General features: G+C 67.4%; 21 protein-coding genes. 16 read left to right on the plus strand and 5 right to left on the minus strand.

What is annotated here, in order from left to right; all coding sequences use genetic code 11:
• Positions 1–3: 3 nt before the first annotated feature.
• The 10 genes from ACM0PY_RS08545 to ACM0PY_RS08590 all read left to right on the plus strand — a co-directional run bounded on the left by ACM0PY_RS08545 (position 4) and on the right by ACM0PY_RS08590 (position 10,833).
• Positions 4–933 (plus strand): DUF58 domain-containing protein, encoded by a 930-nt coding sequence (locus ACM0PY_RS08545; RefSeq protein WP_180884801.1) that lies wholly within the window; start codon positions 4–6, stop codon positions 931–933.
• Positions 930–1,379 (plus strand): DUF4381 family protein, encoded by a 450-nt coding sequence (locus ACM0PY_RS08550; RefSeq protein WP_180884803.1) that lies wholly within the window; start codon positions 930–932, stop codon positions 1,377–1,379. Before ACM0PY_RS08545 ends, ACM0PY_RS08550 begins: the two co-directional genes overlap by 4 nt.
• Positions 1,376–2,380 (plus strand): vWA domain-containing protein, encoded by a 1,005-nt coding sequence (locus ACM0PY_RS08555; protein WP_134972767.1) that lies wholly within the window; start codon positions 1,376–1,378, stop codon positions 2,378–2,380. Before ACM0PY_RS08550 ends, ACM0PY_RS08555 begins: the two co-directional genes overlap by 4 nt.
• Complete coding sequence (locus ACM0PY_RS08560) at positions 2,377–4,215, plus strand: tetratricopeptide repeat protein (RefSeq protein WP_134972768.1); 1,839 nt, start codon at positions 2,377–2,379, stop codon at positions 4,213–4,215. Before ACM0PY_RS08555 ends, ACM0PY_RS08560 begins: the two co-directional genes overlap by 4 nt.
• Positions 4,212–5,927 carry a BatD family protein gene (locus ACM0PY_RS08565; RefSeq protein ID WP_180884805.1) on the plus strand — a complete coding sequence of 572 codons (1,716 nt, stop codon included), beginning with the start codon at positions 4,212–4,214 and terminating at the stop codon, positions 5,925–5,927. Before ACM0PY_RS08560 ends, ACM0PY_RS08565 begins: the two co-directional genes overlap by 4 nt.
• A gap of 57 nt (positions 5,928–5,984) precedes the next feature.
• Positions 5,985–7,304: a dicarboxylate/amino acid:cation symporter gene (locus ACM0PY_RS08570; protein ID WP_072168473.1), complete on the plus strand. Its 1,320-nt coding sequence runs from the start codon at positions 5,985–5,987 to the stop codon at positions 7,302–7,304.
• Between the two features lie 77 nt (positions 7,305–7,381).
• Complete coding sequence (locus ACM0PY_RS08575) at positions 7,382–7,804, plus strand: hypothetical protein (RefSeq protein WP_235646784.1); 423 nt, start codon at positions 7,382–7,384, stop codon at positions 7,802–7,804.
• 126 nt (positions 7,805–7,930) lie between these two features.
• Complete coding sequence (gene tkt, locus ACM0PY_RS08580; RefSeq protein ID WP_053498456.1) at positions 7,931–9,928, plus strand: transketolase; 1,998 nt, start codon at positions 7,931–7,933, stop codon at positions 9,926–9,928.
• A 309-nt stretch (positions 9,929–10,237) separates the two neighbouring features.
• Positions 10,238–10,516: a type II toxin-antitoxin system RelE/ParE family toxin gene (locus ACM0PY_RS08585; protein ID WP_134972455.1), complete on the plus strand. Its 279-nt coding sequence runs from the start codon at positions 10,238–10,240 to the stop codon at positions 10,514–10,516.
• Between the two features lie 11 nt (positions 10,517–10,527).
• On the plus strand, positions 10,528–10,833 hold the full coding sequence (locus ACM0PY_RS08590; protein ID WP_180884807.1) for a HigA family addiction module antitoxin: 306 nt from the start codon (positions 10,528–10,530) through the stop codon (positions 10,831–10,833).
• Positions 10,834–10,920: 87 nt separating this feature from the next.
• On the opposite strand, the gene ACM0PY_RS08595 is transcribed toward ACM0PY_RS08590, so the two are convergent.
• Positions 10,921–12,873, minus strand: coding sequence for an acetyl-CoA hydrolase/transferase C-terminal domain-containing protein (locus ACM0PY_RS08595; protein WP_180884809.1), 1,953 nt, complete (start codon positions 12,871–12,873; stop codon positions 10,921–10,923).
• Positions 12,874–12,907: 34 nt separating this feature from the next.
• A complete protein-coding gene (locus ACM0PY_RS08600) occupies positions 12,908–13,465 on the minus strand; it encodes a flavin reductase family protein (RefSeq protein ID WP_180884811.1) in 558 nt (185 codons plus the stop codon).
• 118 nt (positions 13,466–13,583) lie between these two features.
• Between ACM0PY_RS08600 and ACM0PY_RS08605 the strand changes: the two genes are divergently transcribed.
• Genes ACM0PY_RS08605 through ACM0PY_RS08615 form a run of 3 tightly spaced genes read left to right on the plus strand, consistent with a single transcriptional unit; the run spans position 13,584 to position 15,704 of the window.
• A complete protein-coding gene (locus ACM0PY_RS08605) occupies positions 13,584–13,949 on the plus strand; it encodes a BlaI/MecI/CopY family transcriptional regulator (protein ID WP_180884813.1) in 366 nt (121 codons plus the stop codon).
• A complete protein-coding gene (locus tag ACM0PY_RS08610; protein ID WP_180884816.1) occupies positions 13,942–15,144 on the plus strand; it encodes a M56 family metallopeptidase in 1,203 nt (400 codons plus the stop codon). The genes ACM0PY_RS08605 and ACM0PY_RS08610 overlap by 8 nt, the downstream gene beginning before the upstream one ends.
• Entirely contained in the window at positions 15,141–15,704 is a 564-nt protein-coding gene (locus ACM0PY_RS08615; RefSeq protein WP_414609389.1) for a hypothetical protein, read from the plus strand. Before ACM0PY_RS08610 ends, ACM0PY_RS08615 begins: the two co-directional genes overlap by 4 nt.
• Before the next feature lie 53 nt (positions 15,705–15,757).
• Here the strand turns inward: ACM0PY_RS08615 and ACM0PY_RS08620 are convergent, their stop codons facing one another.
• The 3 genes from ACM0PY_RS08620 to ACM0PY_RS08630 form a co-directional block, all read right to left on the minus strand.
• Positions 15,758–16,558, minus strand: coding sequence for an MBL fold metallo-hydrolase (locus ACM0PY_RS08620; protein WP_134972449.1), 801 nt, complete (start codon positions 16,556–16,558; stop codon positions 15,758–15,760).
• A gap of 11 nt (positions 16,559–16,569) precedes the next feature.
• Positions 16,570–17,388, minus strand: coding sequence for a S1/P1 nuclease (locus ACM0PY_RS08625; RefSeq protein WP_180884820.1), 819 nt, complete (start codon positions 17,386–17,388; stop codon positions 16,570–16,572).
• Between the two features lie 562 nt (positions 17,389–17,950).
• Entirely contained in the window at positions 17,951–18,580 is a 630-nt protein-coding gene (locus tag ACM0PY_RS08630) for an OmpW/AlkL family protein (RefSeq protein ID WP_049410595.1), read from the minus strand.
• Between the two features lie 192 nt (positions 18,581–18,772).
• Between ACM0PY_RS08630 and gap the strand changes: the two genes are divergently transcribed.
• From gap to ACM0PY_RS08645, 3 genes are all read left to right on the plus strand, one after another.
• On the plus strand, positions 18,773–19,777 hold the full coding sequence (gap, locus tag ACM0PY_RS08635; RefSeq protein WP_005418885.1) for a type I glyceraldehyde-3-phosphate dehydrogenase: 1,005 nt from the start codon (positions 18,773–18,775) through the stop codon (positions 19,775–19,777).
• 125 nt (positions 19,778–19,902) lie between these two features.
• Positions 19,903–22,572, plus strand: coding sequence for a DUF2339 domain-containing protein (locus ACM0PY_RS08640; protein WP_180895432.1), 2,670 nt, complete (start codon positions 19,903–19,905; stop codon positions 22,570–22,572).
• Positions 22,569–23,945, plus strand: a complete 1,377-nt coding sequence (locus ACM0PY_RS08645; protein WP_180884824.1) for a DUF3999 domain-containing protein — start codon at positions 22,569–22,571, stop codon at positions 23,943–23,945. Before ACM0PY_RS08640 ends, ACM0PY_RS08645 begins: the two co-directional genes overlap by 4 nt.
• The last annotated feature ends 545 nt before the right edge of the window (positions 23,946–24,490 follow it).

The following is a 24,490-nucleotide window of genomic DNA, read 5'->3' on the forward strand; positions in this document are numbered from 1 at the left end:
CGCATGACCGATCGATCCCTGGAACAGGCACCGTCTGCGCTCGAAGGTGACGGGCTGCGCCCGCAGCTGGCCGAACTGGTCGCGCTGCGCCGGCTGGCACAGCGTCCGCCGCCGCCGCGCCGTGGCCGCACCGGCAACGCGGGCCAGGCACCATCCCCGCTGCGCGGCCGCGGCATGGAGTACGCCGAGTCGCGCGAATACGTGGCCGGCGACGACGCGCGCCACATCGATTGGCGCGTGACGGCGCGCACCGGCCGCGCCCATACCAAACTGTTCCAGGCCGAGCGTGAGCGGGTCAGCCTGATCGTGGCCGACACGTCGCCGGCGCTGTACTTCGGTACCCGCGTGCGCTTCAAATCGGTGCAGGCCGCACGCGCGGGTGCTGTTGCCGCGTGGTCGGCGCAGCGCCGTGGCGACCGCGTGGGCGCATTGCGTGGCAGCGACCGCGAAGCACCGATCACCCCCGCGGGTGGGCCACGCGGCGTGCTGCGCGTGCTCGACGCGCTGACCCGCTGGTACGCACAGCCGCCGGCCGATGATCTGGGCTTGGAGCGCGCGCTGGATCATGCCGGCCGCGTGCTGCGCCCAGGCGCGCGCATGCTGGTGCTGGCCGATCCGCAGCAGGCCATCCGCATTCCACCGGCGCGCTGGAGCGCGCTGGCCCAGCATCACGACCTCAGCCTGGTGCTGCTGGTCGATCCACTGGAGCTGCAGCCACCGTCGGCGGCGTTGCAGTTCCAGACCGCGCAGCAGCGCATCGGTCTCGACCTGCGCCGCAGCGAAGTGCAGGCGCACTGGCAGGCGCACTTTGTCGAACCGCTGCAGGAACTGCGGCGCCAGCTCGGCGCACGCCGCGTCGACGTGCAGGTGCTGTCCTCCGATGCGTCCAGCGACGCTTGGCTGGCGCCGTCGCCGACCGAGGTGCCGGCATGAGCGCCGCGCTGCCGTTGCGCGATGTGCAGCTGCCGCCGGCACCGTCATGGTGGCCGCCAGCCCCCGGTTACCTGATGATCGGCGCGGTGGTCGTGCTGGTGCTGCTGGTGATCGCCGTGGTGATGTGGCGACGTCGCCGCCGCCGCCAGCGCTGGTTGCAGCTGTTCGATCAGGAACTGGCAATCGCCCCCGACGCTACGGCCGAACTGGCGGCCATCGCCGGACTGCTGCGCCGTGCCGCACGCCATGCGAAGCCGGGCAGTGAATCGCTGCGCGATGACGCCTGGTGGCAACGCCTCGACCCGCAGCGCACGCTGGCCGATGACCACCGCAGCCTGTTGGCCGAAGGCGCCTATCGCCCGCGCGTCGACAACCGCGACGTGGCGGCCATACGCAGCTGGGCCCGCGAACGCTACCTGGCGATGCTGCTGGAGCGGCGCCGATGAACCTGCTGGCAAGTTACTGGCCGTGGCCGGACCTGCAGCTGGCGTGGCCGCTGGCCCTGCTGGCCCTCCCGATGCCGTTGCTGATGCGCTGGTGGAAGCGCCGTGCAGCGCCGGGTGCTGCACTACGCGTCCCCTACGCTGCCGCCGAGCTGGAAGCGCTGTCCGGTGGTGGCCGCGTCGACGTGTCGTGGCTGCGCACGCTGCTGCTGTGGCTGGGGTGGTGTGCACTGTGCATCGCGCTGGCGCGACCGCAGCAGCTGGGTGACGCCATCACGCCCCCGCAGCAGGGGCGGCAGATGATGCTGGCGATGGACGTGTCCGGCAGCATGGGCGAGGGCGACATGATGCTGGGCGGCCAGGCGGTCGATCGCCTGACCGCAGCCAAGGCCGTGCTTGCCGACTTCCTGGATCGTCGTGCGGGCGACCGAGTTGGCCTGCTGATCTTCGGTGACCGCGCCTACACGCTCACGCCGCTGACTGCGGACCTGGCCAGCGTGCGCGACCAGCTGCGCGACAGCGTGGTCGGGCTGGCCGGGCGCGAGACCGCCATCGGGGATGCCATCGGCCTGGCGGTCAAGCGCCTGCGTACCCAGCCGGAGGGACAGCGCGTGCTGATCCTGCTGACCGATGGTGTCAGCAATGCCGGTGTGCTGGAACCGCTGCGCGCCGCGGAAGTGGCGCGCGCCGAGGGCGTGCGCATCCACACAGTCGCATTTGGCGGCGATGGCAGCATGCGGTTGTTCGGCATTCCGATTTCCACCGACCAGGATCCGGTCGATGAGGCCACTCTGAAGAGGATCGCCAGCATGACCGGCGGCCAGTTCTTCCGCGCGCGTGATACCGCGCAGCTGGCCGGGATCTACGCCGAGCTCGATCGCCTGGAGCCAGTGGCCGCAAAGGGCCCGAGCCTGCGCCCTCGCGAGGAACGCTATGCGTGGCCGTTGGGCCTGGCATTGCTGCTGGGCGCATTGGCCTGGCTGTGGCCGGAGCGTCGCCGATGATCGCGTTTGCTTCGAATCTTCCCGACTGGAACGCGCTGCACTTCCTGCGGCCCGAGTGGTTGTGGGCGCTGCTGGCGCTGCCGCTGATCATCGCGTTGGCGCTGTACCGGCAGCGACGCAGTGATGCGTGGCGGCAGGCCGTGGATGCACATCTGTTGCCACATCTGCTGGCCGCCGGTGCGAAGCGTCGCGTGCGCCTGCCATGGGCGCCGCTGCTGGGCTGGACACTGGCATCGCTGGCGATGGCCGGGCCGAGCTGGCGGCAGCAGGCGCAGCCGATGTTCCAGGCCAGCGCACCGCTGCTGGTGGTACTGGACCTGTCCAGCCGGATCAGCGCAACCGATCTGCCACCGTCGCGCCTGCTGCAGGCGCGCGCGAAAGTAGGCGAGCTGCTGCGCGCGCGCCAGGGCGGGCAGGTGGGCCTGGTGGTGTATGCCGATGATGCCTACACCGTGGCGCCGCTGACTGATGACGGCCGCAATGTTGCGCTGTATCTGGATGCGCTGTCGCCGGACGTGATGCCACGCGATGGCCAGCGTGCCGACCGCGGCATCGACTGGGCAACACGGCTGATGCGGCAGATCGGTGCGCTGCAGGGGCAGATCCTGCTGGTCAGCGACCAGGCGGATGGTGAAGCTGCACTGGCGGCAGCGCAGGCACGCAGCCTGGGCCTTCAGGTGTCGGTGCTGGGCCTGGGAACGCCTGCCGGTGCGGCCTACCGCGATGGCAGCGGGCAGATCCGCCAGGCCGCCCTGGATGAGGGCAGCCTGCGCGCGGTGGCCACTGCAGGGGGCGGCCGTTATGCACGCATCGCCGCCGATGACAGCGATCTGCGCGCGCTCGGTGTACTCGACGCGCGCGAAGGCACGGCGGCGCAGCGGCCGGGCGAAGGCAAACAGTGGCGTGACGAAGGTTTCTGGCTGCTGCCGCCGGTGATGCTGCTGGCATTGCTGGCCTTCCGCCGTCGTGCGCTGCTGGCGGCGGTGCTCGCGGTCGGCCTCGTGCCATGGATGAATGACGCGCAGGCGCAGGCACCTGCGACGCAGGCCTCGCAACCCGCGCAGGGCACGCTGTGGAAGCGTAGCGACCAGGCGCAGCATCAGCGCCTGGCCGAGGGGGTCCAGGCTTACCGCAACGGCGACTTCACCACTGCACGCAAACGCTTCGAAGGCATCGACAACGATGCCGGTTGGTACAACCTGGGCAACACGCTGGCACGCGAAGGCAATTACGACGAAGCGATCGCCGCCTACGACCGCGCGCTGGCGTTGCATCCCGGCATGGCCGATGCGGTCGCCAACCGTGCCGTGGTCGATGCCGCGCGCAAGCGCAGGCAGTCGGGTGGCAAAGGCCAGGATCAGCAGAAGCCACCGCAGAACGGGCAGCAGAAGCAGCAGAACGATACCCCGGGCCAGCAGAACCCGCAGGGCCAGAAGGCGCAGCAGGGCCAGCAGAATCCCGGCCAGGGCCAGCCGCCGTCGGGCCAGCAGGGGCAGCCCAAGGCGGGTGACGACAAGAACCCGTCGAGCCCGCAGCCCGGCCAGCGCGGCCGCGATGGCCAGCAGGCGCCACCACAGGTGGAGGATGCCAAGGCACAGGCCCAGGCCGATGAGCAGCAGCGCCAGCGCATGCAGGAGGCGATGCAGCAGGCACGCGAAGGCGAGGCTGGCAAGGACGGCAGACCCGTACCGGGGGCTGAGGGCCGCACGCCGCGCGAGCGCGAGGAGCAACAGGCGGTGGAAGCGTGGATGCGGCGTGTGCCGGATGATCCGGGCGCGTTGCTGCGGGCCAAGTTCCAGCTGGAAAACGAACGCAGGAAGAGGGAAGGGCGATGACGCGGGCGATCAACATGCACGGGCACTGGTCACGGCCGGTACTGGCGGCGCTGTTGCTGTGGCTGCCGCTGCTGGCCTGGGCGCAGCCACGCGCCTGGCTGGATCGCGACCGCATCGCGATGGGTGATACGGTCACCCTCAATGTCGAGAGCGATCAGGGCGCTCCCGACTTCACGCCATTGCGCACCGACTTCGACCTGAGCGGCCAGACCAGCAGCCGCCAGGTGGAATGGAGCAATGGCAGCATGCAGCAGCGCAACCTGTATGGCGTGGCGCTGACGCCGCGGCGCAGTGGTGCGCTGGTGGTACCGGGCCTGCAGGTGGGCAGTGTGCGAACCGCGCCGCTGACGCTGCAGGTCGATGCGGCCGCCGTGGCCGGGCCTGACAGCAATGCGATGGCCTTCATCGAAACCCTTGTCGATGACGATACGCCGTACGTGCAGCAGAGCGTGGGCGTGGTGGTGCGCTTGTATTTCGCCTCGCAGCTGGCCTCCGGTGAGCTGGTGCTGGATACCCCGGCGGGCGCGTCGTTGCAGCGGGTGGGCGATGACCGCACCGACGTACGGCAGGTGAACGGGCGCCGCTACAACGTGGTCGAACGACGTTTCCTGCTGATCCCCGAGCGCAGCGGCGCGTTGCGGCTGTCCGGTGCGCGTTTCAGCGGGCGCAGCGCCGGAGGTTTCTTCGATGACTTCTTCGGGGGCGGCGATGGCCGCATGAATGCCACCGGCGCAGACCGCACGTTGCAGGTGCAGGCACAGCCGGCACAGGCGCCGCAGCCGTGGTTGCCCCTGCAGAGCCTGCAGCTGCGCTACACCAGCGCGCCCACCAGTGCCCGTACCGGCGAGGCAGCCAACGTGGTGGTCGAAGCGGTTGCCGAAGGCGCGACCCGAGCACAGTTCACCGACCTGCCGGTGCCGGATGTCGGCGCCAACGCGCAGGTGTTTGCCGAACCGGCACAGTACGAAGAGACCTTCAACGGCAGCACGCCGCGCCTGAAGATCACCCGCCGCTATTCGATCGTGCCGCGCCAGCCGGGTTCGCTGGTGGTGCCGGGACCACGCCTGCCCTGGTGGGATGTGCGCAACGGCAAGGCACAGGAAGCGAAGCTGCCGGACATGACGCTGGCCGTTGCGGCCGGTACCGGCGCTGCCACTGCCTCGCCGGCAGCGCTGCCACCGATCGACACCGCTGCCGCGCTGCCGGGCAGCGATGGACAGGATGCGCGTATCGCCGCGACCGATCCACGCGCCAGCGGCCTGTCCGAGCGTCCGTGGCCGTGGATGGCGGCGGCCATTGGCCTGGCGCTGCTGTGGCTGTTGACCCTGTTGTGGGGCTGGCAGCGAGGCCGACGCCCGCGTGCGGCGGCGCCTGCAGCCGGCACGCCCTCTGTGCCGACCGTGGTGAGCGGGCGTGCCGGCTTGGCCGAACTGCGCCGTGCGCTGGATGGTGAAGGCTTCGACCAGGTGGAGGCACGGCTGTGTGCGATGGCCGGCGTGAAACGCATCGAGCAGGTCATCGCCCGGCTGGATGACCCGGCCCAGCGCCAGGTGTTGCTGGACCTGCAGCAGGCGCGCTGGGGCGGGCAGGGCGAACTGGCCCCGTTGCGCGCGCGCCTGCGTGAGGTCTTCCGTGACGGACCGCACTGGTCGGCGGCAACCGGCGCCGCCGACACTGGCCTGGCGCCGCTGTATCCAACGCGGCGAACCTGAACCGGCGCCGCTTGCGCGCTTTGTTAGAGTGCATTCATTTTTCGAGGAAACCCGCGCATGACAGCAGCTGCTGCCGACAAGAAGAAGTTGCCCCTGCATTGGAAGATGGGCATCGGCTTTGCGATCGGCCTGATCCTGGGACTGATCGTGCACGCCCTGGGCGGCAGCGTCGATGGCCTGCAGGCCGGTGCCAAGTGGGTCATGGACTACGTCACCACCCCGGCGTCGGGCCTGTTCCTCAACCTGATCTTCATGCTGATCGTGCCGCTGATCTTCTCGGCGCTGATCATGGGCGTGTCGGAGATGGGCGACATCCGCGCCCTGGGCCGCATCGGCTGGAAGACCCTGGCCTATACCGTGCTGCTGTCCGGCATTGCCGTGGGCATCGGCCTGGTGCTGGTCAACCTGCTCAAGCCGGGCGCCGGCGTGGATCCGCAGGTCGCCGCGATGATGCTGTCGGAGAACGCCGAACGCAGCAAGGAAATCGTCGCTGGAATCCATGGCACGCCGAAGGGCATGGACATGCTGCTGTCGATCGTGCCGAGCAATGTGCTGCAGGCCGCGTCGGACAATGGCGCGATCCTGTCGCTGATGTTCTTCGCGCTGATGTTCGGCATCGGCATGGTGCTGACCGACAATGAGAAGGTCGCCCCGTTGCGCCGCGCCATCGAAGGCGTGTTCGAAATCTCGATGACCCTGATCAACCTGGTCATCCGGCTGGCCCCGTACGCAGTGGCCTGCTTCATGTTCAATCTGGCCGCGCTGTTCGGCTTCGAGCTGATCATCCGCTTGGGCGCGTACGTGGGCGTGGTGGTGCTGGCACTCGGCCTGCACATGGTGGTGACCTACGGTACTGCCGTATGGCTGTCCGGCCGCTCGCCGCTGTCGTTCTTCCGCGATACCCAGGAAGCGACGGTGATGGCGTTCTCCACCGCCTCCAGCAACGCGACCCTGCCGACCGCACTGCGCGTGGCGGACCAGATGGGCCTGCCGCAGCGCGTGTCGCGCTTCGTGCTGACCGTGGGTGCCACCGCCAACCAGAACGGCACCGCCCTGTTCGAGGGCGTGACGGTGATCTTCCTGGCCCAGTTCTTCGGCGTGGACCTGAGCATTGGCCAGCAGGTCATGGTGATGGCGGTCTGCATCCTTGGCGGCATCGGCACGGCGGGCGTGCCTTCGGGCTCGCTGCCGGTGGTGGCGATGATCTGCGCGATGGTCGGTGTGAATCCGCTGGGCATCGGCCTGATCCTGGGCGTGAACCACTTCCTGGACATGTGCCGTACCGCCCTGAACGTGACCGGCGACCTGGCCCTGACCACGTTGGTGGCCAAGGGCGAGTCGCATGACGGACCGGCGCTGGGCACGCCCCTCGATTGAACGCGCCCTGAATGCCATGGATACTATCCCGACGCATGGAAGGCGTCGGGATTGGCGCCGTGCGAAAGGGAGCAGAAATGAGGATTTCGTACGTGATGGTCGCCGCCCTGGGCCTGCTGGCTTTCGACGCCAGTGCCCAGAAGGCCTGTGAAACCAACTACACCAAGACCGGCAGCTTCTTCGCCGGGCGCACCTTCACCACCTGGGACGTGGTGCCCAACGTTACCCCGGCCGACGCTCTCAAGCGTATCCAGATCGAGGGCGTGAAGTCGGGCCTGAAGGTCGCCAGCGTGGACAAGGACCTGGGCATGCTGACCCTGGAACAGAACGTCCAGTTCAATGGTAGCCAGACCACCCTGCCGTGGAACGTGCTGGTTGAAGCCGAGGGCAAGGGTTCGAAGATCACCGTGACCAAGACCACCCCGGCCACCTACGCCACTGGCGAGGACTTCCAGAAGAAGTCGATGTGTGGCGTGATCGAGGCTGCCGCGCCCAAGTAAGGGGTTGGCGGGACCAGATCCCTTTCACTGGCAAGGGATCTGGTCCTACGCCTGAACCCGGCCCCGGGTCTGTGGGACAATAGGCCGCCCGCACGTCCGCGGCCGCCTCCCGATTCCGACAGAACCATGACGCAGCCTACCCGTCGCCAGTTGGCCAACGCCATCCGCTTCCTCGCCGCCGATGCGGTTGAAACCGCAAAGTCCGGCCACCCCGGCATGCCCATGGGCATGGCCGACATCGCCGAAGTCCTCTGGAACGACTACCTCCGCCATAACCCGAGCAACCCGCACTGGTTCAACCGCGACCGTTTCGTGCTGTCCAACGGCCACGGTTCGATGCTGCAGTACGCGCTGCTTCACCTGAGCGGTTACGACCTGCCGATCGAGCAGCTCAAGCTGTTCCGCCAGCTGGGCAGCCATACCGCAGGCCATCCGGAGCGCCACGAGACCCCGGGCGTGGAAACCACCACGGGCCCGCTGGGCCAGGGTTTCGCCAATGCCGTGGGCTTCGCCCTGGCCGAGAAGCTGCTGGCACAGCGCTTCAACCGCCCGGAGCTGGAAGTGGTCGACCACCGCACCTGGGTGTTCATGGGTGATGGCTGCCTGATGGAAGGCGTGTCGCACGAAGCCGCCTCGCTGGCCGGTACCTGGGGCCTGCACAAGCTGGTCTGCTTCTGGGACAACAACCACATCTCCATCGACGGCAACGTCGAGGGCTGGTTCACCGACAACACTCCGGAGCGTTTCGAGGCCTACGGCTGGAACGTGGTGCGCGACGTCGATGGCCATGACCCGGAGAGCATCAAGGCCGGCATCGAGGCCGCGCTGTCGCAGAGCGACAAGCCGACCCTGATCTGCTGCCGCACCACCATCGGCTTCGGTTCGCCGAACAAGGCGGGCAAGGAATCCAGCCACGGTGCCCCGTTGGGCAAGGACGAGCTGGAAGCCACCCGCAAGCAGCTGGGCTGGGAATACGGCCCGTTCGAGATCCCGCAGGCGATCTACGATGGCTGGCGCGCCAATGGCGCCGGCACCCTGCGCCAGGCCGAGTGGGAGCAACTGTTCGACAAGTACGCCAGCCAGTATCCGGCTGAGGCGTCCGAGCTGACCCGCCGTTCGCATGGCGAGCTGCCGGCCGACTTCGTTGCCAAGGCCGATGCCTACATCGCCCAGGTGGCCGCTGAAGGCCCGACGATCGCCTCGCGCAAGGCCTCGCAGCTGGCCATCGAAGCCTACGCGCCGCTGCTGCCGGAAATCGTCGGTGGCTCGGCTGACCTGGCGCACTCCAACCTGACCCTGTGGAAGGGCAGCACGTCGGTTGCCAGCGACGACGCCAACGCCAACTACGTGTACTACGGCGTGCGCGAGTTCGGCATGACCGCCATCGCCAATGGCCTGGCCCTGCACGGTGGTTTCATTCCGTTCGACGCCACCTTCCTGGTGTTCAGCGATTACGCCCGCAACGGCGTGCGCATGAGCGCGCTGATTCCGGCCCACGCCATCCACGTCTATACCCACGACTCGATCGGCCTGGGCGAAGACGGCCCGACCCACCAGCCGGTGGAGCACCTGGCCTCGCTGCGCTATATCCCGAACAACGACGTGTGGCGCCCGTGCGATGCGGTCGAGTCGGCCGTGAGCTGGAAGGCCGCGATCACCCGCCAGGACGGCCCGAGCTGCCTGGTGTTCAGCCGCCAGAACCTGCCGCACCAGCCGCGCAGCGCCGAGCAGATCGCCCAGATCGAGCGCGGCGGTTACGTGCTGGCCGATGCTGCCGGTACCCCGGACGTGATCCTGATCGCCACGGGCTCGGAAGTCTCGCTGGCCACCGAAGCCAAGGCCCAGCTGGACGCGGCCGGTATCAAGACCCGCGTGGTCTCGATGCCGTCCACCGACGTGTTCCTGCGCCAGGATGCGGCCTACCGTGAATCGGTGCTGCCGAACGCGGTGCGCAAGCGCGTGGCCGTGGAAGCTGGCGTCACCGGTTTCTGGCGCCAGTTCGTCGGCCTGGACGGCGCGGTGATCGGTATCGACACCTTCGGTGCTTCGGCCCCGGCCGACCAGCTGTACAAGCACTTCGGCATCACCACGGCGCACGTTGTGGAAGCTGCCAAGGCGCTGTAAGCGGCGACATGGAGTGATGAAGGAAAGGCCGGCGCAAGCCGGCCTTTCTCGTTGCCGGAAGAAAAAGGGGACGGAGGGAATCAAGTCGTATGTGCACAAACGACTTGATTCCCGCCGTCCCTTTTCCTTTGCCCGGCCTGTTCCGCCCGGCGGTGCTGCTGTCGCGTTGGCCTCTTCATCTGACCTGCGTTCTCTGCGAGAAGGAGGGCCTACTGAGGCACCCTCAGAAGTAGTCATGGACAAGAAGCGCGGCGCAGAAACCCATCGTGGATTGCGGGAGTGTAAGGTGATACCTTACACTGGCGCCGCATGATTGTCAGCATCAGGCATAAAGGCCTGAAGGCGCTCTATGAGCGGGGCGACATTTCCGGAGTGCGTGCCGACCATGTGGCTCGGTTGCGGCGTTTGCTTCTGCAGTTGGATCAGGCCCGCCTGCCTGGGGACATGGGGTTGCCCGGAAATCGCCTGCACCCCCTGCGCGGGAGCTATAGCGGTTACTGGGCTGTAAGTGTCTCGGCCAGTTGGCGATTGGTGTTTCGCTTCCGTGGGCTCGACGTTGAACTGGTCGATTACCTTGATTACCACTAGGAGTCTGCTCGATGCCGTTGCATGAACCGCCCCATCCCGGGGACTCGCTGCGCGAAGATGTCCTGCCGGCGATCAGTATGTCGATCAGTGCGTTGGCGCAGCATCTTGGCTATTCGCGCGGCCAGCTGTCGACGATCATCAACGGGCACGCTGGCATCTCCGCAGAACTCGCATTCCGCCTTGAGCTTGCAGGTCTGGGCAATGCCCGCATGTGGCTGGCGATGCAGGCGGCATACGACCTGTGGCAGGTCGAGCATCGAGCGCATCCACCGATTGCCCGGCTGTATCTTGAGCATTCAGTGAGGAGCGGACGGTAGATCCACGCCCGGCGTGGATGAGAAAAGGGGACGGAGGGAATCAAGTCGTATGTGCACAAACGACTTGATTCCCGCCGTACCCTTTTTTCAGGCGGTGCGTGCCAGTGCCAGGCGCAGCAGCCGCGCGTCCAGGCGTTCGGCGAAATCTTTCGGTGCCTGCAGGCCCATGCGCTGCAGGTACACGGCATCGCCGTCGCCGGCCCGTTGCCGCAGCGCTGCCCAGACGGTGCGCAGCTTGTCGCTGCGGGTCTGCGTGTTGGCCTTCAGCCACGCCAGCGCTTTGACCAGCACCTGCTCGATCTCGTTGAAATCGCTGCCCAGCGGGTAGTCCGGCAGGCTGCCATCGGCGCGGAACGGCGCCAGTGCCGCCGCCAGCGCCTGGGGCGTGTTGCGCTGCAGGCGCTGCGGGTCGGGCTGGGACGCCGCCAGCAGCTTGCGCGAGGCCTGTGCCTGCTGCAGCAGATCGCCCTGGAAGGGCGCTTCGGCAATTGCGGTCATCGCATGCACGCAGTCCTCGTCGGTCAGCCCGCGCAGATCGGCGATGCCGTACTCGTTGAGGTAGATGTCGCGCAGGTGGCGTGGGATGGTGGTGTGCCCGTAGTTCCAGCGCACGTTGGATTCGCGGCGCCCCTTGTCATCGCGCGCGGCACGGAACATCAGCACGCTGCGCGCTTCCGGCAGCGCATGTGCCATCGCCACGAAGTTGTACTGGCCGCCCACGCCGGACACCACGCGTCCATCGTCCAGCGCATCCGATGCCGCCGCGCCGAGCGCGGTAGCCATCATGCAGGAATTGAAGAAGCGCGCATGGCGGCGCTGCAGGCGCTCCAGTGCCTCGTTACCGCCATACAGCTGGTTGATCTCGCTGATGCGGCGCATGCCGATCGCACGGCATTCGTCTTCCGGCAGCGTGCGCAGCCACTCGTAGAACTCCGGCGAGCCCAGGTAGAACGCGCCATGCAGGTACTCGCCTTCTGCGGCGAGGGTGGCGTGGTCGATCGACAACGTGCTGCCATTCTCGATGCGTTGCATCAGCGCCAGGTCGTCGTGCACCTTGCGCCTGATCACCCCGGTCTGCACCAGGCGGCGGAAGCCTTCATTGAGCATCTCGCTGCAGCCGTACAGGCCCACCTCGAACGGATCCACGCCGCCGATCTCCTGCACCAGCGGGTGGCTGGCCAGCTGCGGATCCAGCGCGTGCAGCACGCGGCGGTAGCGCGCGTTGTCGGTGTGGCGCAGCACCAGCGCATGGCTGAGGGCATCGGCCAGCGTGCCGATGCCGATCTGCAGGGTGCCGCCATCGCGTACCAGGGTGCTGGCATACAGGCCGATGGCGTAGTCGGCATCGCCGACCGGCTGCCGCGGCAGCCCGAACAGCGCCGGGTACGGCGGAGGCGGAGTGATCACCAGATCGAAGAACGACACATCGACCGTCGCCGAGCCGCCCAGATAGGGCAGCTGCGGATCGATCTCGGCAATCAGCAACGGGCGTGGCAGGCCACGCGCGGTCATCGCATCGAGCGTGTCCTGGGTGATGTCGTTGTTGCACGACAGCGAAAGCCGACGGTCATTCGGCCGCATCGCCACCTTCTGCACGATCACCTGCGGCGCGCGCTGAGCGACCGCATCGGCGGCGTGGGTGTAGTTCAGGCTGGTATAGCTGGATTGCGCCTGCCGCGAACCGAGCAGGGCGCCGGACTGCATGTAGAACTCTTCCACCTGCACGTGCGCTGGCAACGCGTCGCGCGCGAGTGCATCGGCATAGGCCAGGCGCGGGAAATCGTCGCCGAAGTGGCGCTGCGCGAACGGCGCCAGGAAGCGTGCCTCCAGGCCGTTGCCACGCGCCTTCGGCGGGTTCAACGACAGCGCGGTATACAGCTGCAGCGGCCGTGAGGGATCGTGCTCGACGCGCGCATACAGGGCGTTGAGCAGCCGATGCGGCTTGCCCAGTGCCAGCGGTGCCCCGATCCGCAGCGGCCCGTCCACGCGCGCAAACAGCCAGTCGACGGCGGCGTCCAGGTCGGTGAGGTGTTCGGTCATGCGCGGCGGTCCTGCGTGTGGGGGAGTGCGGGCATTACAGCATGTCGGGCTTGAACCGCCGTCGACGCGAGACTTCTGCGCCGGACACCATGAACTGCCCATCGCCGCGGTAATGCACCGTGCGCGGCAGTTTCGGCCGGGGCGCAACATGGGCGCGCACGATCTCCCAGATGAACAGATTGCTCGACGCCACCTGGCTGTCGTCGTACAACCGGCATTCGAAGTTCGAGTGGCACTGCCCGACCAGCGGCGCGCCGACCTCGCGCGCGGGCAGCGCATCGAGCCCGAAACGGGCGAACTTGTCGACCTCGCGGCCGCTGCAGTTGCCGATGTCCACCACGGTATCGAGCAGTTCCACCCCGGGTACGTTGATCACGCACTCGCCACTGCCGACGGCCAGTGCATGGCTGTGGTTTTCATTCCACAGGTAGGTGGCGACCAGCGACGGCGAGAAGCCCATCACCATGTGCCAGCCCATCGTCATCAGGTTGTGCTGGCCGCGCCAGGCGGTGCTGACCAGCACGATCGGGCCGGGTTCGAGGAAGCGTCGGGCCTGCTCGACCGGGAAATCCTTCTTGGGAAGCGCTTTCATCCGAGGCCTCGGCCGGGAGGGCTCGATGCTGGCGCAAAGCCGATGAATCCGGAGTCGAGGGGCTTGACAGCCGGTTCGATTACGCGCGTAATCGATCTGTCGATTACGGATGTAAACCATGACCCCGATCAGCGAAGCCGAAGCCGTTGTGATGGAGGTGCTGTGGCATCAGGCACCGCGCAGCGCCGACGAGGTGGTCGCCGCGCTGGCCCACCGCAACTGGGCCGAGCCGACCATCAAGACCCTGCTCAACCGCCTGCTGACCAAGGGCGCGATCGCCGCCGAGCGCGATGGCCGGCGCTATCTGTATCGCCCGCTGTTGCAGCGCCAGGCGTGGGTGGAGGCGCAGAGCCAGGACTTCATCGGCCGTGTCTTCGAAGGGCGCGTGGCGCCGCTGGTGGCGCACTTCAGCGAACGCGGCCAGTTGAGCGCACAGGACATCGCCGAACTGAAGAAGCTGATCCAGGAGCTGGACCATGACTGAGCTGCTCGGTGGACTGTGGCAGGCCAGCGTGTGGCTGGCCATGGGGGTGATTCTGCTGGCCGTGCTGCGACCGCTGCTGGTGTGGATGGGGGGCGCTGGACTGGCTTATCGCAGCTGGTGGTTGTTGCCGATGCTGCTGGTGACCTTGCTGCTGCCGTTGCCGCAGGCTGCGCTGTTGCAGCACGTGCCGACAGTGCCGCTGAAAGTCGAGCCAGGGGCCGTGGACGAACTGGCAGGGCCGTCGCTGCCATGGGCACCGCTGTTGCTGCTGGCATGGGCGCTGGGCATGGGCATCTGCCTGCTGCGCGACCTGCGCGCACAGCGTCGTTTCGAACGGCGCATGGGCCCGCTGAAGCCGCGCGCCGATGGCAGCTGGCAGGCCAGTGGTGACCCAGGCCTGCCAGCACTGGTTGGCCTGTGGCGGCCGCGAATCGTGGTTGGCCCGGACTTCGATCAACAGTTCAGCGCACAGGAACAGGGGCTGATCCTGCAGCACGAGCGCAGCCACCGCCGCAATGGCGATCACTGGGCCAATGGTGCGTTGCTGCTTATGCGTGCGGTGTTCTGGTTCCACCCGCTGGTGCTCTGGGCTGCACGCTGCTTCCTGCGCGACCAGGAACTGGCCTGCGATGCCCGCACCATCGCCCCGCAGCCTGCGCTGCGCGGGCCTTACGCCAGCACGCTGCTGAAGGCGCAGCTGGTCCACCCGGTTGCGCCAGCGGTCTGCCATTGGCGCAGCCAACCCGTGTTGAAGGAGCGTATCGCCATGTTGAAGCAGTCCAAGCGGAAGGCATTGCCGTGGGTATCGGGGCAGGTGCTGGTCGTCGGGTTGTGCCTGGGAATGGGCGCAGTAGCGTGGGCCAGCCAGGGCGGTGCGATGGCCGGCCGCCCGGTAGCGGCGGTCACGGATCGGGAGATCCAGGTCGTCAAGATGCCACCGCCCTCCTATCCCAGGTCCGCGTTCGAGCAACGCCAGGTGGGCGTGGTGAACCTGCGCGTGGAAGTGGACGCCAGCGGCCACCCCACCGATGTCAGGGTGCTCAGTGCCACCAATCCGGGCGTGTTCGACGCGGTGTCGATCACCGCAGCGCGCAGCTGGACCTATCGGCCGGCGATGAAGAACGGCAAGCCGGTGGCAGGCGCAGTGAAGATTCCGATCACCTTTGCGATGGACGACAGCGAGGACGCCCAGTGAAGTCCGCGCCGCTGCTCGTGGTGGCAGCGCTGATGATGGGGTGTGCGAGCCAGGAACGGCTGGCCACCGTGCACACCCGCAGCGAGAGTGTCGGCCACCAGCGACTGCAGCCGCAGGCGGGCGGTGGCAGTGGGCAGTTGCAGGCGTATTCGCTGGGTGCGACCGAGGGCTACCGGGTGCCGCAGTTGTACGCGGCACCGGACCCGGAGGTCGGCGATCGTGACCCGCGTGCTGAACTGGCGCCGACCACCATCTGCCTGCAGGTAGTGGTGGATGCGCAGGGCGGTGTCGAACGCAGCATGCCGCTGACCGATCGCCAGGACTGCGCCGCAGGAGCCGCACGCGAGAATGCGCCCCTGATTGAGGCTGCGCAGGAGGCCGTGGCGATGTGGAAGTACTCGTCCGCAGCGGTCTGCCACTTCGCGGCTGGCAAGGTGCCTGCCGACCGCGGTGACTGCCGGGGCGCCGAGCGCGTCGAGCCGGTGGCGGTCACCCTGCAGTACGCCTTCACCTTCGAGATCGTGAAGGGCCAGCATGTGGTGCGCACGCAGGGAAAATGAACACTCGCGGTCCGTGATGGAAACCGATGGCGCCGGGCTCAGCCCGGCGTACGTCAGGCCCCGCCCTGGATATTGGCCTTTACCGCAGGCTGCATCAGCTTCGGTTCTTCCAGCGTCGCATCGCGGGCCTGGCGCACGCTGACGAACTCTGCCTCGGCCACACCGTCATGCACGTGGATGTTGTGCGCGCGCTGTTCACCGATGGTGGTTTCGTTGGCGAAATCACGGCCCCCCGGGCCGTAGTCGTGGCAGACGAACACGCGGGTGGTATCGGGCAGCGCCAGCAGGCGCTGGATCGAGCGGTACAGCTGCGCGGCATCGCCACCCGGGAAATCGCAGCGGGCGGTGCCGCCGTCGGGCATGAACAGCGAGTCGCCGGTGAACAGCGCATCGCCGATCAGGTAGGCGATGCTGTCGCTGGTGTGGCCGGGCACGGCGATCACCTGTCCTTGCAGCTCGCCAATGGCAAAGGTTTCGCCGTCGCTGAACAGGTGATCGAAGATCTCATCGGCGGCCGGAAGCTGCAGGCCATAGCGCGGCGCGAACGTGGCCTGCACCGCGCGGATGCCTTCGCCGATGGCCAGCGTGGCGTGCGGAAAGCGCTGCTTGAGCCGGCGCCCGGCCGATACATGGTCGGCATGGGCATGGGTTTCCAGCAGCCAGCGCAGCTGAAGGTCCTGCTGTTCGATGGCCTGCAATGCCCCGCGCAGCGGTGATTCGCTGCTGGCGTCGGTATCCGGGTCGTAGTCCAGGACCGGGTCGATCAGCGCCGCCTCGCCACTGGCCGGGTCGCTGACTAGATAGCTGAAGGTGTTGCTGTCACGGTGGAAGAACGACTGCACCTGGACCGGCATCGGAATTCTCCTCAGCGCGTGCCTAGCACGCGGTTCAGCAACTGCGCCAGGTTCTCACCGGCCAGTCGCAGCTGCGCTTCGGCCAGCGGCCGGTAGCGCTCGGTGTATTCGTCACCAATTTTATGCGACGCCGGATAAACGCCAGCTTGCATGGAGATGCGGCAGCTGGCTTCGGCCCAGGCGTGCGGGTCGCGCTGCGGGTTGGACTGGCGCGCCAGCTTCGGTGCGCGCTGACTCTGCAGCACTGGCAGATAGCCGGCATCGTCCAGCTTGCGGGTGTTGAGCATGCCGCTGTCCCACAGCGAATGCAGGTTGGTACCACGGTTGCCGAACTGCAGCTGGAAATCGTTGCCGCCCTTGTCGTGGGCGTAACCGGCGTGCATCGGCTGGTGGATGTCGCCGACCAGGTGCACGACGAACTTCAGCGCCTGCAGGCGCTCGCCGTCGGTCAGGCTGCGGTCGCCAAGAATGGTGCTCTGTGCCTTCAGGGCCTCGACAATGCAGTTGCCGTTCCTGCAGTGCTTCGGTGCTTCGTAATGGCAGTCGTCTTCGGCGATGTTGACGTAGTGCCAGCCGGCCGAACGACGGCCCAGGCCGGGGTCCTTGGCGCGCAGCTGGTCGGCCCACGGCGCGATGCTGGCCAGGGTGGCGTCCGCTTCGGTGGCCAGCAGGCGGTCCACTTCGGCGCGGGCGGCGGGGTTGAGGCGGGCGTCGGCGACTTCGGCAACCAGGCGGTGGCCTTGCGCGCCCCAGGCATGGGCGGGGGCGGAGACGGACAGCAGGGCCGGCGCCAGGGCGGCGGCGAGGAACAGGGAGTGCAGGGCTTTCATGCACACATTCTAGCGGGGTAGGTGGATTGAAGAGCGGCGCGTTCCTGTTCCGAAGTGGGAGCGCAGCGGGAGGGGCGGCGGGACACGCCGTGAATCCGTCCCTGGAGGCTCGATGGCGCCATCCATGGCACCAACGGTCCCGCCGCCCCTCCCGCTGCGCTCCCCTCCAAACATGGCCGCGGAGGCAGATGGAAACGTCAAAGGCAGGATCAAAAACAAATGCGGGATCAGAATCGGCCTCCTGCAGTTGCAGGCAACCATTACGCTTCGAATGACCGGGCGTTGTTGCTGCTTTTGCTTGAGCTGGTACGCGCGCGCAGATGGGAAGGGTGGAGAGGGTGAGGTGAGCGGGACCGTTCGCCGCATGGATGCGGCGATCGAGCCTACAGGGACGTATTTGCGGCGTGTCCCGATCACCTCACCCTCTCCGCCTAATTCCAGAAGCCGGTGCTTCTCGCACAAACAAAAAAGCCCCGGCAATCACCGGGGCAACATGCTGCGAGGGTTTTTGCATGTAGCGGGGGAGCGGGGGGGCGAAGCCCCCCGCACTCAACACACCGCTTTAGAACTTGAAGACGTACGAAGCGCCGTAGACCAGCGGATCGATATTGACCGTGCCGATCTTCTCGCCGTTCAACTTCACCTTGCTGTCGATGTCGATCCAGCGCATGTCCACGCGCAGGGCGCCCTTCTCGCCGATCGCGAAGTCGATGCCCGCATGCGCGGCCAGGCCCCACGAATCCTGCAGCTTCAGCTTGCTGCCGGCCAATGCACCGGTGGTGTCTTCGCTGAAGAAGGTGGTGTAGTTCACACCTGCACCGACGAACGGCGACACCTTGCCCTTGCTGTTGAAGTGGTACTGCAGGGTCACCACCGGCGGCAGCTGCTTGGTGCTGCCGACGCGGCCCAGGCCGTTGATGTTGATGTCGTGCTTGAACGGCAGTGCGGCCAGCACTTCGATGCCCAGGTTGTCGGCGATGAAGTACTCGCCGGTGATGGTCGGCTTGACGTCGTTGTCGACGTCGACCTTCAGGGTGCCGCCGGCCAGCCAGCCGTTGTTCGACTTCGGCGCCACCTGATGCACGCCGGCCGAAACGGTCCAGTCGCCCTTGGACTGGGCCATGGCCGGGGCGGCGGCGAGCGACAGGGCGGCGGCCAGGCTGGCCACGATCAGGGGGGAGGTCTTGCGCATGGGGGTGTTCTCGTTGCTGGGTGGATGGCGACAGTCTCGGCCTCACGCCGCGCTAACGCTTTGATCCGGATCAAATCCTGTCCGCCGACCTGCTGGCGGCCCGGCCTGGCCCACGGTGGCCAGCCCCGGCCTGCTAGACTTGTGGGCCCTATCCATCCCGCCGCACCCGTCGCGGCTGCAGGAGCTTGAGAAATGGCAATCAAGGTTGGTATCAACGGTTTCGGTCGCATCGGGCGTAACGTCCTGCGCTCGGCGGTGCTGAACTTCGGCGACGACATCGAAATCGTGGCCATCAACGATCTGCTGGAGCCGGATTACCTGGCCTACATGCTCAAGTACGACTCCGTGCACGGCCGCTTCAAGGCCGACGTGGCGGTGCAGGGCAACGACCTGCTGGTCAACGGCAAGAAGATCCGCCTGACCCAGGAACGCGACCCGGCCAACCTGAAGTGGGACGAAGTCGGCGCCGACGTGGTGCTGGAAGCCACCGGCCTGTTCCTGACCAAGGAAACCGCGCAGAAGCACATCGATGCCGGCGCCAGGAAGGTCATCATGTCGGCCCCGTCGAAGGACGACACGCCGATGTTCGTGTTCGGCGTGAACGACAAGACCTATGCTGGCCAGGCAATCATCTCCAACGCCTCGTGCACCACCAACTGCCTGGCCCCGCTGGCCAAGGTCATCAATGACAAGTGGGGCATCAAGCGCGGCCTGATGACCACCGTGCATGCGGCCACCGCCACCCAGAAGACCGTCGATGGCCCGTCCAACAAGGACTGGCGCGGTGGCCGTGGCATCCTGGAAAACATCATTCCCTCGTCCACCGGTGCGGCCAAGGCCGTCGGCGTGGTCATCCCGGAACTGAACAAGAAGCTGACCGGCATGAGCTTCCGCGTCCCGACCTCGGACGTGTCGGTGGTCGACCTGACCGTCGAGCTGGAGAAGGAAGCCACCTACGCCGAGATCTGCGCTGAAGTGAAGGCACAGAGCGAAGGCGCGCTGAAGGGCATCCTCGGCTACACCGAAGACAAGGTCGTGGCCACCGATTTCCGCGGCGAGACCTGCACCTCGGTGTTCGACGCCGACGCCGGCATCGCCCTGGACGGCACCTTCGTCAAGCTGGTGACCTGGTACGACAATGAGTGGGGCTACTCCAACAAGTGCCTGGAAATGGCCAAGGTCATCGCCGCCAAGTAAGGCCGGTGTAGATCGCAGACGGACCCCGGCCTGGCCGGGGTTCGTCGTTTATGGGACCCACCCTGTCGTAGCATGGGGCGGTCGACCGCCGCCGCTGGGGCGCGGGATCGCATTGGAAGCACGCAATGGAAGCACTGATAGCCCTGGTCGTACTGGTTCTTCTGGCCATCCCGCTGTTGCTGGTGGTCGCGCTGGTGATGATTGCCGGCCTGCGCCGCCGCGTCGCTGCGCTGGAAAGCGCGATGGCCGCCGCGCCGGCCGCCGTCAGGCCGGCCGCCACCGCACCCGCGCCTGAACGGCCTGTGGCCGCACCTGCTGCCAGCGCCGATCCACCGTTCCTGCGGCCGGCCGCCGCTGCTGCGCCTCAGCCCCCGCAGCCACCGGTGCGCGAAGCAACGCCCACCGGGGTGCCTGTCCCCCGTCCTGCTGCGCCACCGCCGGTGCCGCCGGTGCCGGTGCAGCCGCCGCTGCCTTCCGAACCGGCACTGCCCAACGTCATCGAGCGTGGCATCGGTGCGGTCAAACGCTGGTTCACCGAAGGCAACGTGCCGGTCAAGATCGGCATGCTGGTGCTGCTGGCCGGTGTCGCAGCGCTGCTGAAGTACGTCAGCGACCAGGGCTGGCTGGTGCTGCCGATCGAACTGCGCCTTGCCGGCATCACCGTGGCTGCGCTGGGCCTGCTGGCCTTCGGTTGGCACCAGCGTGAACGCCGGCGGCTGTTTGCGCTGGCGCTGCAGGGCGGTGCCATCGGCGTACTGCTGCTGACCATCTTCGCGGCGTTCAAGCGCTTCGACCTGATTCCGCCGGCCTTTGCCTTTGCCAGTTCGATCGCACTGGTGGCCGGGCTGTGCGTGCTGGCGGTGGTGCAGAACTCGCGCACGCTGGCCGTACTGGGCATCCTGGCCGGCTTCATGGCACCGCTGTGGCTGTCCACCGGCAGTGGCAACCACGTGGGGCTGTTCAGCTATTACGCCGTGCTCAACGCGGGCATCTTCGCCATCGCGTGGTTCCGCCCGTGGCGCGCGCTGAACCTGCTGGGGTTCGCCTTCACCTTCGGCATTGGCACCTTCTGGGGCGTGCTGCAGTACGCGCCGGACAAGTTCAGCAGCACCGAGCCCTTCCTGGCGCTGTTCTTCGTGTTCTACCTGCTGATACCGCTGCTGTACGCGCGTCGCCAGCCGGCCGGCCGCCGTGACCTGATCGATGGCAGCCTGGTGTTCGGCACGCCGCTGGTCGCGTTCTCGCTGCAGGCAGGCATGCTGCACGCGCAACCGATGACGCTGGCACTGTGCGCGCTGGGCCTGGCGGCGATCTACGCGGTATTGGCCCGGGCGCTGATCGCACGTGCGTCGTACACCATGCTGGCGCAGTCGCATGCGGTGCTCGCGGTGGGGTTTGCCACGCTGGCGGTGCCGCTGGCATTGTCGGCGCGCGCCACCGGCGCCGTGTTTGCACTGGAAGGTGCTGGCCTGGCGTGGTTGGGGCTGCGCCAGAAGCGCTGGCTGCCGCAGGTCTCCGGCGCGTTGCTGCAGATCGGCGCCGCATTCGCCTTCGTTGCCGGTGGCGATCACTGGCACGAAGACCTGCGCTTCCTGATCAACCCCACCGCCATTGGCGCGCTGCTGCTGGCCCTGGCCGGCTTCGCGTCGGCGTGGAGCTACCAGCGCAGGCCGCGTCATGAGGTCGCACTGGTGTATTACCTGTGGGGCCTGCTGTGGTGGCTGGGCGGCCTGGTCCATGAGATCACCCGCTTCTTCCCGTATCGCACCGAAGTGGACGCGTTGCTGGTGCTGGCCGCGGTCACTGCCTGGCTGGCGGCCGAAGCGCAGCGTCGCCAGCCGGCGCGTGCGCTGGGCGTTACTGCGCTGGCCATGCTCGCGCTGGGCTTCCCACTGGCCCTGATGCAGAGCGATGCACACCACCAGCCGTTCGCCGGCCATGGCGCGCTGGCCTGGGCGGTGTTCGCGGTGCTGGGCGTGCGGACCCTGCTGTGCCTGCGCCAGGGCGGCGATACCGTGGCCCGCATCGCGCAGTTCCTGTGGTGGCTGCTGTGGCCGTCGCTGCTTTCGCTGCTGGCCTTGTGGGGTGGTGGCGAGGCCGGCCTGGCGCAGGGTTGGACGACCCTGCTGGTGACTTTGCCGTGGCTGCTGATGGCGGCGCTGTCGCTGTGGCGCTGGAACGCATTGCGCTGGCCGCTGGGCGCGGCCTTCGACAGCGTGCGCGTCCCGCTGCAGTGCGTGCTGTTCGGCCTGCTGGCGATCGGCTGGCTGTTCGGCCAGCTGCTGCCGGGCGACGCCGCGCCGCTGCTGTGGCTGCCGGTGCTGAATCCGGCGGAGATCGGCCAGTGGCTGAGCCTGCTGCTGCTGGCGCGCTGGCTGTACGGCAGTGAGGCACCGCAGGCATTGCTGAACATCCGCATGCCGCTGCTGGCACTGGCGGCCTTCCTCGCGTTGACCAGCCTGGTGCTGCATGGCGTACACCAATGGGGTGGACTGGCGTGGAATGCGTCGATGATGCGCTTCAGCCTGGCGCAGACCAGCCTGACCGTGTTGTGGAGCGTGCTGGGTGTGATTGCCTGGGTGTGGGGTTCGCGTCGCAGCCAGCGTGTGTTGTGGATGGTCGGTGCCGTGCTGATGGGCGTGGTGCTGGCCAAGCTGGTTATTGTCGATCGCCAGCACCTGGGCAACCTGCTGGGCATCGCATCGTTCATCGCCTACGGCCTGCTGTGCACGGTCGTGGGTTATCTGGCACCGGCACCGCCAAGCGCGGCGCCGACCGTGGAGGAAACGCAATGAGGAAGTGGAGCAGGGCGCTGCTGCCGGCGATGTTCGGCATGCTGGCCGCCGTCGTGGTACAGGCGGCTGATTACCGCACGCAGTATGCCGAGCAATGGCCGCTTACATTGTCCAGTGCGCAGTCCGGTGCCTACCGTATCGTGCTGGAGCCGGCGATCTACCGTCGTGCCGTAACCGCCGATCTCAGCGATCTGCAGGTGTTCAACGCGGCCAGCCAGTTGTTGCCGTCGGCACTGCTGGCGCCGGACCAGCCGCTGGCGCAGTCGCCGGTGCAGCGTGAACTGCCGTGGTTCGTGCTGCCGCCGCTGGCCGATGCCCAGCGCAACGACCTGCAGCTGCTGACCGAGCGCGATACCGATGGGCGCGTGCGCCGGGTCGAAGCGCGGGTGGGTGGCGGGGCAGCGGCGAGCGGGCAGGGCGGCTGGCTGATCGACGCCAGCATGCTCGACCAGCAGCCGCTGGCGGCACTGGTGCTGGACTGGACCGACAGCGGCCAGCCGCTGCAGGCGCAGGTGCAGCTGGATGCCAGTGACGACCTGCAGCACTGGCGATCGATTGGCCGCGACGTGCCGCTGGTGGATCTGCAGCGCGCCGGCAAGCGCCTGCTGCAGCGCCGCCTGCAGGTGGACGGCGCTGCACGCTACCTGCGCATCCTGGCGCAGGGCGACTCGCGCCTGCCGACCCTGCGCGGCGTACTGGCGGAACTGCCGCCAGCACCGGCCACGCTGCCCTGGGAATGGCTGTCGCTGGAGCCGACGTCGTCTGGCAAGGGCGAGTACACCTTCGAGATGGATGGCCGGTTCCCGGTGGCGCGTGCCGATGTGGCCAGCACCGATAACAGCCTCGTGCAATGGACGCTGTTCAGCCGCGATGACGAGAGTGCGGAATGGCAACGTCGCAGCGCGCCGTGGATCGCCTATCAGGTGCAGCAGGGCACGCAGGGCCAGCGCCAGCAGTCGGCGGCACAGCCGCTGGGCGGGGTGCACCGCGACCGCTACTGGAAACTGGTGGCGAATCCGGCGGAAACCGCCACCGCGCCGACACTGCGGTTGGGCTACCAGCCGGAAGTGCTGGTGTTCCTGAGCCAGGGTGCGGCGCCCTACGCACTGGCGGTGGGCAGCGCGACCGCGCGCCGCACGGACGCGCCGATCGGGGTGCTGATCGAGGAACTTCGGCAGCGCAACGATCCTTCGTGGCAGCCAACACTGGCGCGCCTGGAAGGCAGTCCGGAGCCGCTGGCCGGCGATGCGGCGCTGAAGCCGCAGCGCGATTGGAAATCGTGGTTGCTGTGGGCGTTGCTGGGCCTGGGCGTACTGGTGGTGGGTGGCCTGGCGCTCAGCCTGCTTCGGCAGAAGCCTGCGCCTTCGGAATAGGTTCCAGCGAACGGCGCAGCCCCTCGTGAGTGGGCGGTTGGTCGCGTAAAGCAAAAGCAAAAGCAGCGCTTGGCCGGGCGGGGCGGGTTCGCGGGGGACGCCGCAAGTACGTCCTTGTCGGCTTGGCAGCCGCATCCATGCGGCTGACACCTCCGCGAACCCACCCCGCCCGGCCTCTGACAATTTCCGTGTGCGTCCACCCACGGAAAGAAAAAAAGAAGAGCAAAAGCTGCTTGGCAGGGCGCTCTTTGTAGAGCCGAGCCCATGCTCGGCTGCTGTTCGCGATAGACCCAGCCGAGCACGGGCTCGGCTCTACATTTTTCTCCGACACCAGAAACCGCTTTTGCCTTTGCCATCTGCATCACCTCAGGTGCCTGTCGAGGCCGGGGCGGTGTGGGCTGGCAGGGGTGTCAGCCGCATGGATGCGGCTGCCAAGCCTCCAGGGATGGATTCACGGCGTCCCCTGCCAGCCCACACCACCCCGGCCCACTCACAGCACCACGAAGCGCCAGCGCTTTGGCCGTTGCCGTTGCTGTTGCATTTGC

The organism is Stenotrophomonas sp. BR163 (assembly GCF_047520985.2).
In the GTDB taxonomy this organism is placed as follows: Bacteria; Pseudomonadota; Gammaproteobacteria; order Xanthomonadales; family Xanthomonadaceae; genus Stenotrophomonas; species Stenotrophomonas sepilia.

Coding starts and splice junctions, on each gene's coding strand:
- ACM0PY_RS08640 (WP_180895432.1), top strand. CDS start 19,903: ATGGAAGCACTGATAGCCCTGGTCGTACTGGTTCTTCTGGCCATCCCG.
- ACM0PY_RS08610 (WP_180884816.1), top strand. CDS start 13,942: ATGACTGAGCTGCTCGGTGGACTGTGGCAGGCCAGCGTGTGGCTGGCC.
- ACM0PY_RS08575 (WP_235646784.1), top strand. CDS start 7,382: ATGAGGATTTCGTACGTGATGGTCGCCGCCCTGGGCCTGCTGGCTTTC.
- ACM0PY_RS08555 (WP_134972767.1), top strand. CDS start 1,376: ATGAACCTGCTGGCAAGTTACTGGCCGTGGCCGGACCTGCAGCTGGCG.
- ACM0PY_RS08645 (WP_180884824.1), top strand. CDS start 22,569: ATGAGGAAGTGGAGCAGGGCGCTGCTGCCGGCGATGTTCGGCATGCTG.
- ACM0PY_RS08605 (WP_180884813.1), top strand. CDS start 13,584: ATGACCCCGATCAGCGAAGCCGAAGCCGTTGTGATGGAGGTGCTGTGG.
- ACM0PY_RS08545 (WP_180884801.1), top strand. CDS start 4: ATGACCGATCGATCCCTGGAACAGGCACCGTCTGCGCTCGAAGGTGAC.
- ACM0PY_RS08560 (WP_134972768.1), top strand. CDS start 2,377: ATGATCGCGTTTGCTTCGAATCTTCCCGACTGGAACGCGCTGCACTTC.
- ACM0PY_RS08600 (WP_180884811.1), bottom strand. CDS start 13,465: ATGAAAGCGCTTCCCAAGAAGGATTTCCCGGTCGAGCAGGCCCGACGC.
- gap (WP_005418885.1), top strand. CDS start 18,773: ATGGCAATCAAGGTTGGTATCAACGGTTTCGGTCGCATCGGGCGTAAC.
- ACM0PY_RS08570 (WP_072168473.1), top strand. CDS start 5,985: ATGACAGCAGCTGCTGCCGACAAGAAGAAGTTGCCCCTGCATTGGAAG.
- ACM0PY_RS08585 (WP_134972455.1), top strand. CDS start 10,238: ATGATTGTCAGCATCAGGCATAAAGGCCTGAAGGCGCTCTATGAGCGG.
- ACM0PY_RS08590 (WP_180884807.1), top strand. CDS start 10,528: ATGCCGTTGCATGAACCGCCCCATCCCGGGGACTCGCTGCGCGAAGAT.
- ACM0PY_RS08595 (WP_180884809.1), bottom strand. CDS start 12,873: ATGACCGAACACCTCACCGACCTGGACGCCGCCGTCGACTGGCTGTTT.
- ACM0PY_RS08630 (WP_049410595.1), bottom strand. CDS start 18,580: ATGCGCAAGACCTCCCCCCTGATCGTGGCCAGCCTGGCCGCCGCCCTG.
- ACM0PY_RS08550 (WP_180884803.1), top strand. CDS start 930: ATGAGCGCCGCGCTGCCGTTGCGCGATGTGCAGCTGCCGCCGGCACCG.
- ACM0PY_RS08625 (WP_180884820.1), bottom strand. CDS start 17,388: ATGAAAGCCCTGCACTCCCTGTTCCTCGCCGCCGCCCTGGCGCCGGCC.
- ACM0PY_RS08620 (WP_134972449.1), bottom strand. CDS start 16,558: ATGCCGGTCCAGGTGCAGTCGTTCTTCCACCGTGACAGCAACACCTTC.
- tkt (WP_053498456.1), top strand. CDS start 7,931: ATGACGCAGCCTACCCGTCGCCAGTTGGCCAACGCCATCCGCTTCCTC.
- ACM0PY_RS08565 (WP_180884805.1), top strand. CDS start 4,212: ATGACGCGGGCGATCAACATGCACGGGCACTGGTCACGGCCGGTACTG.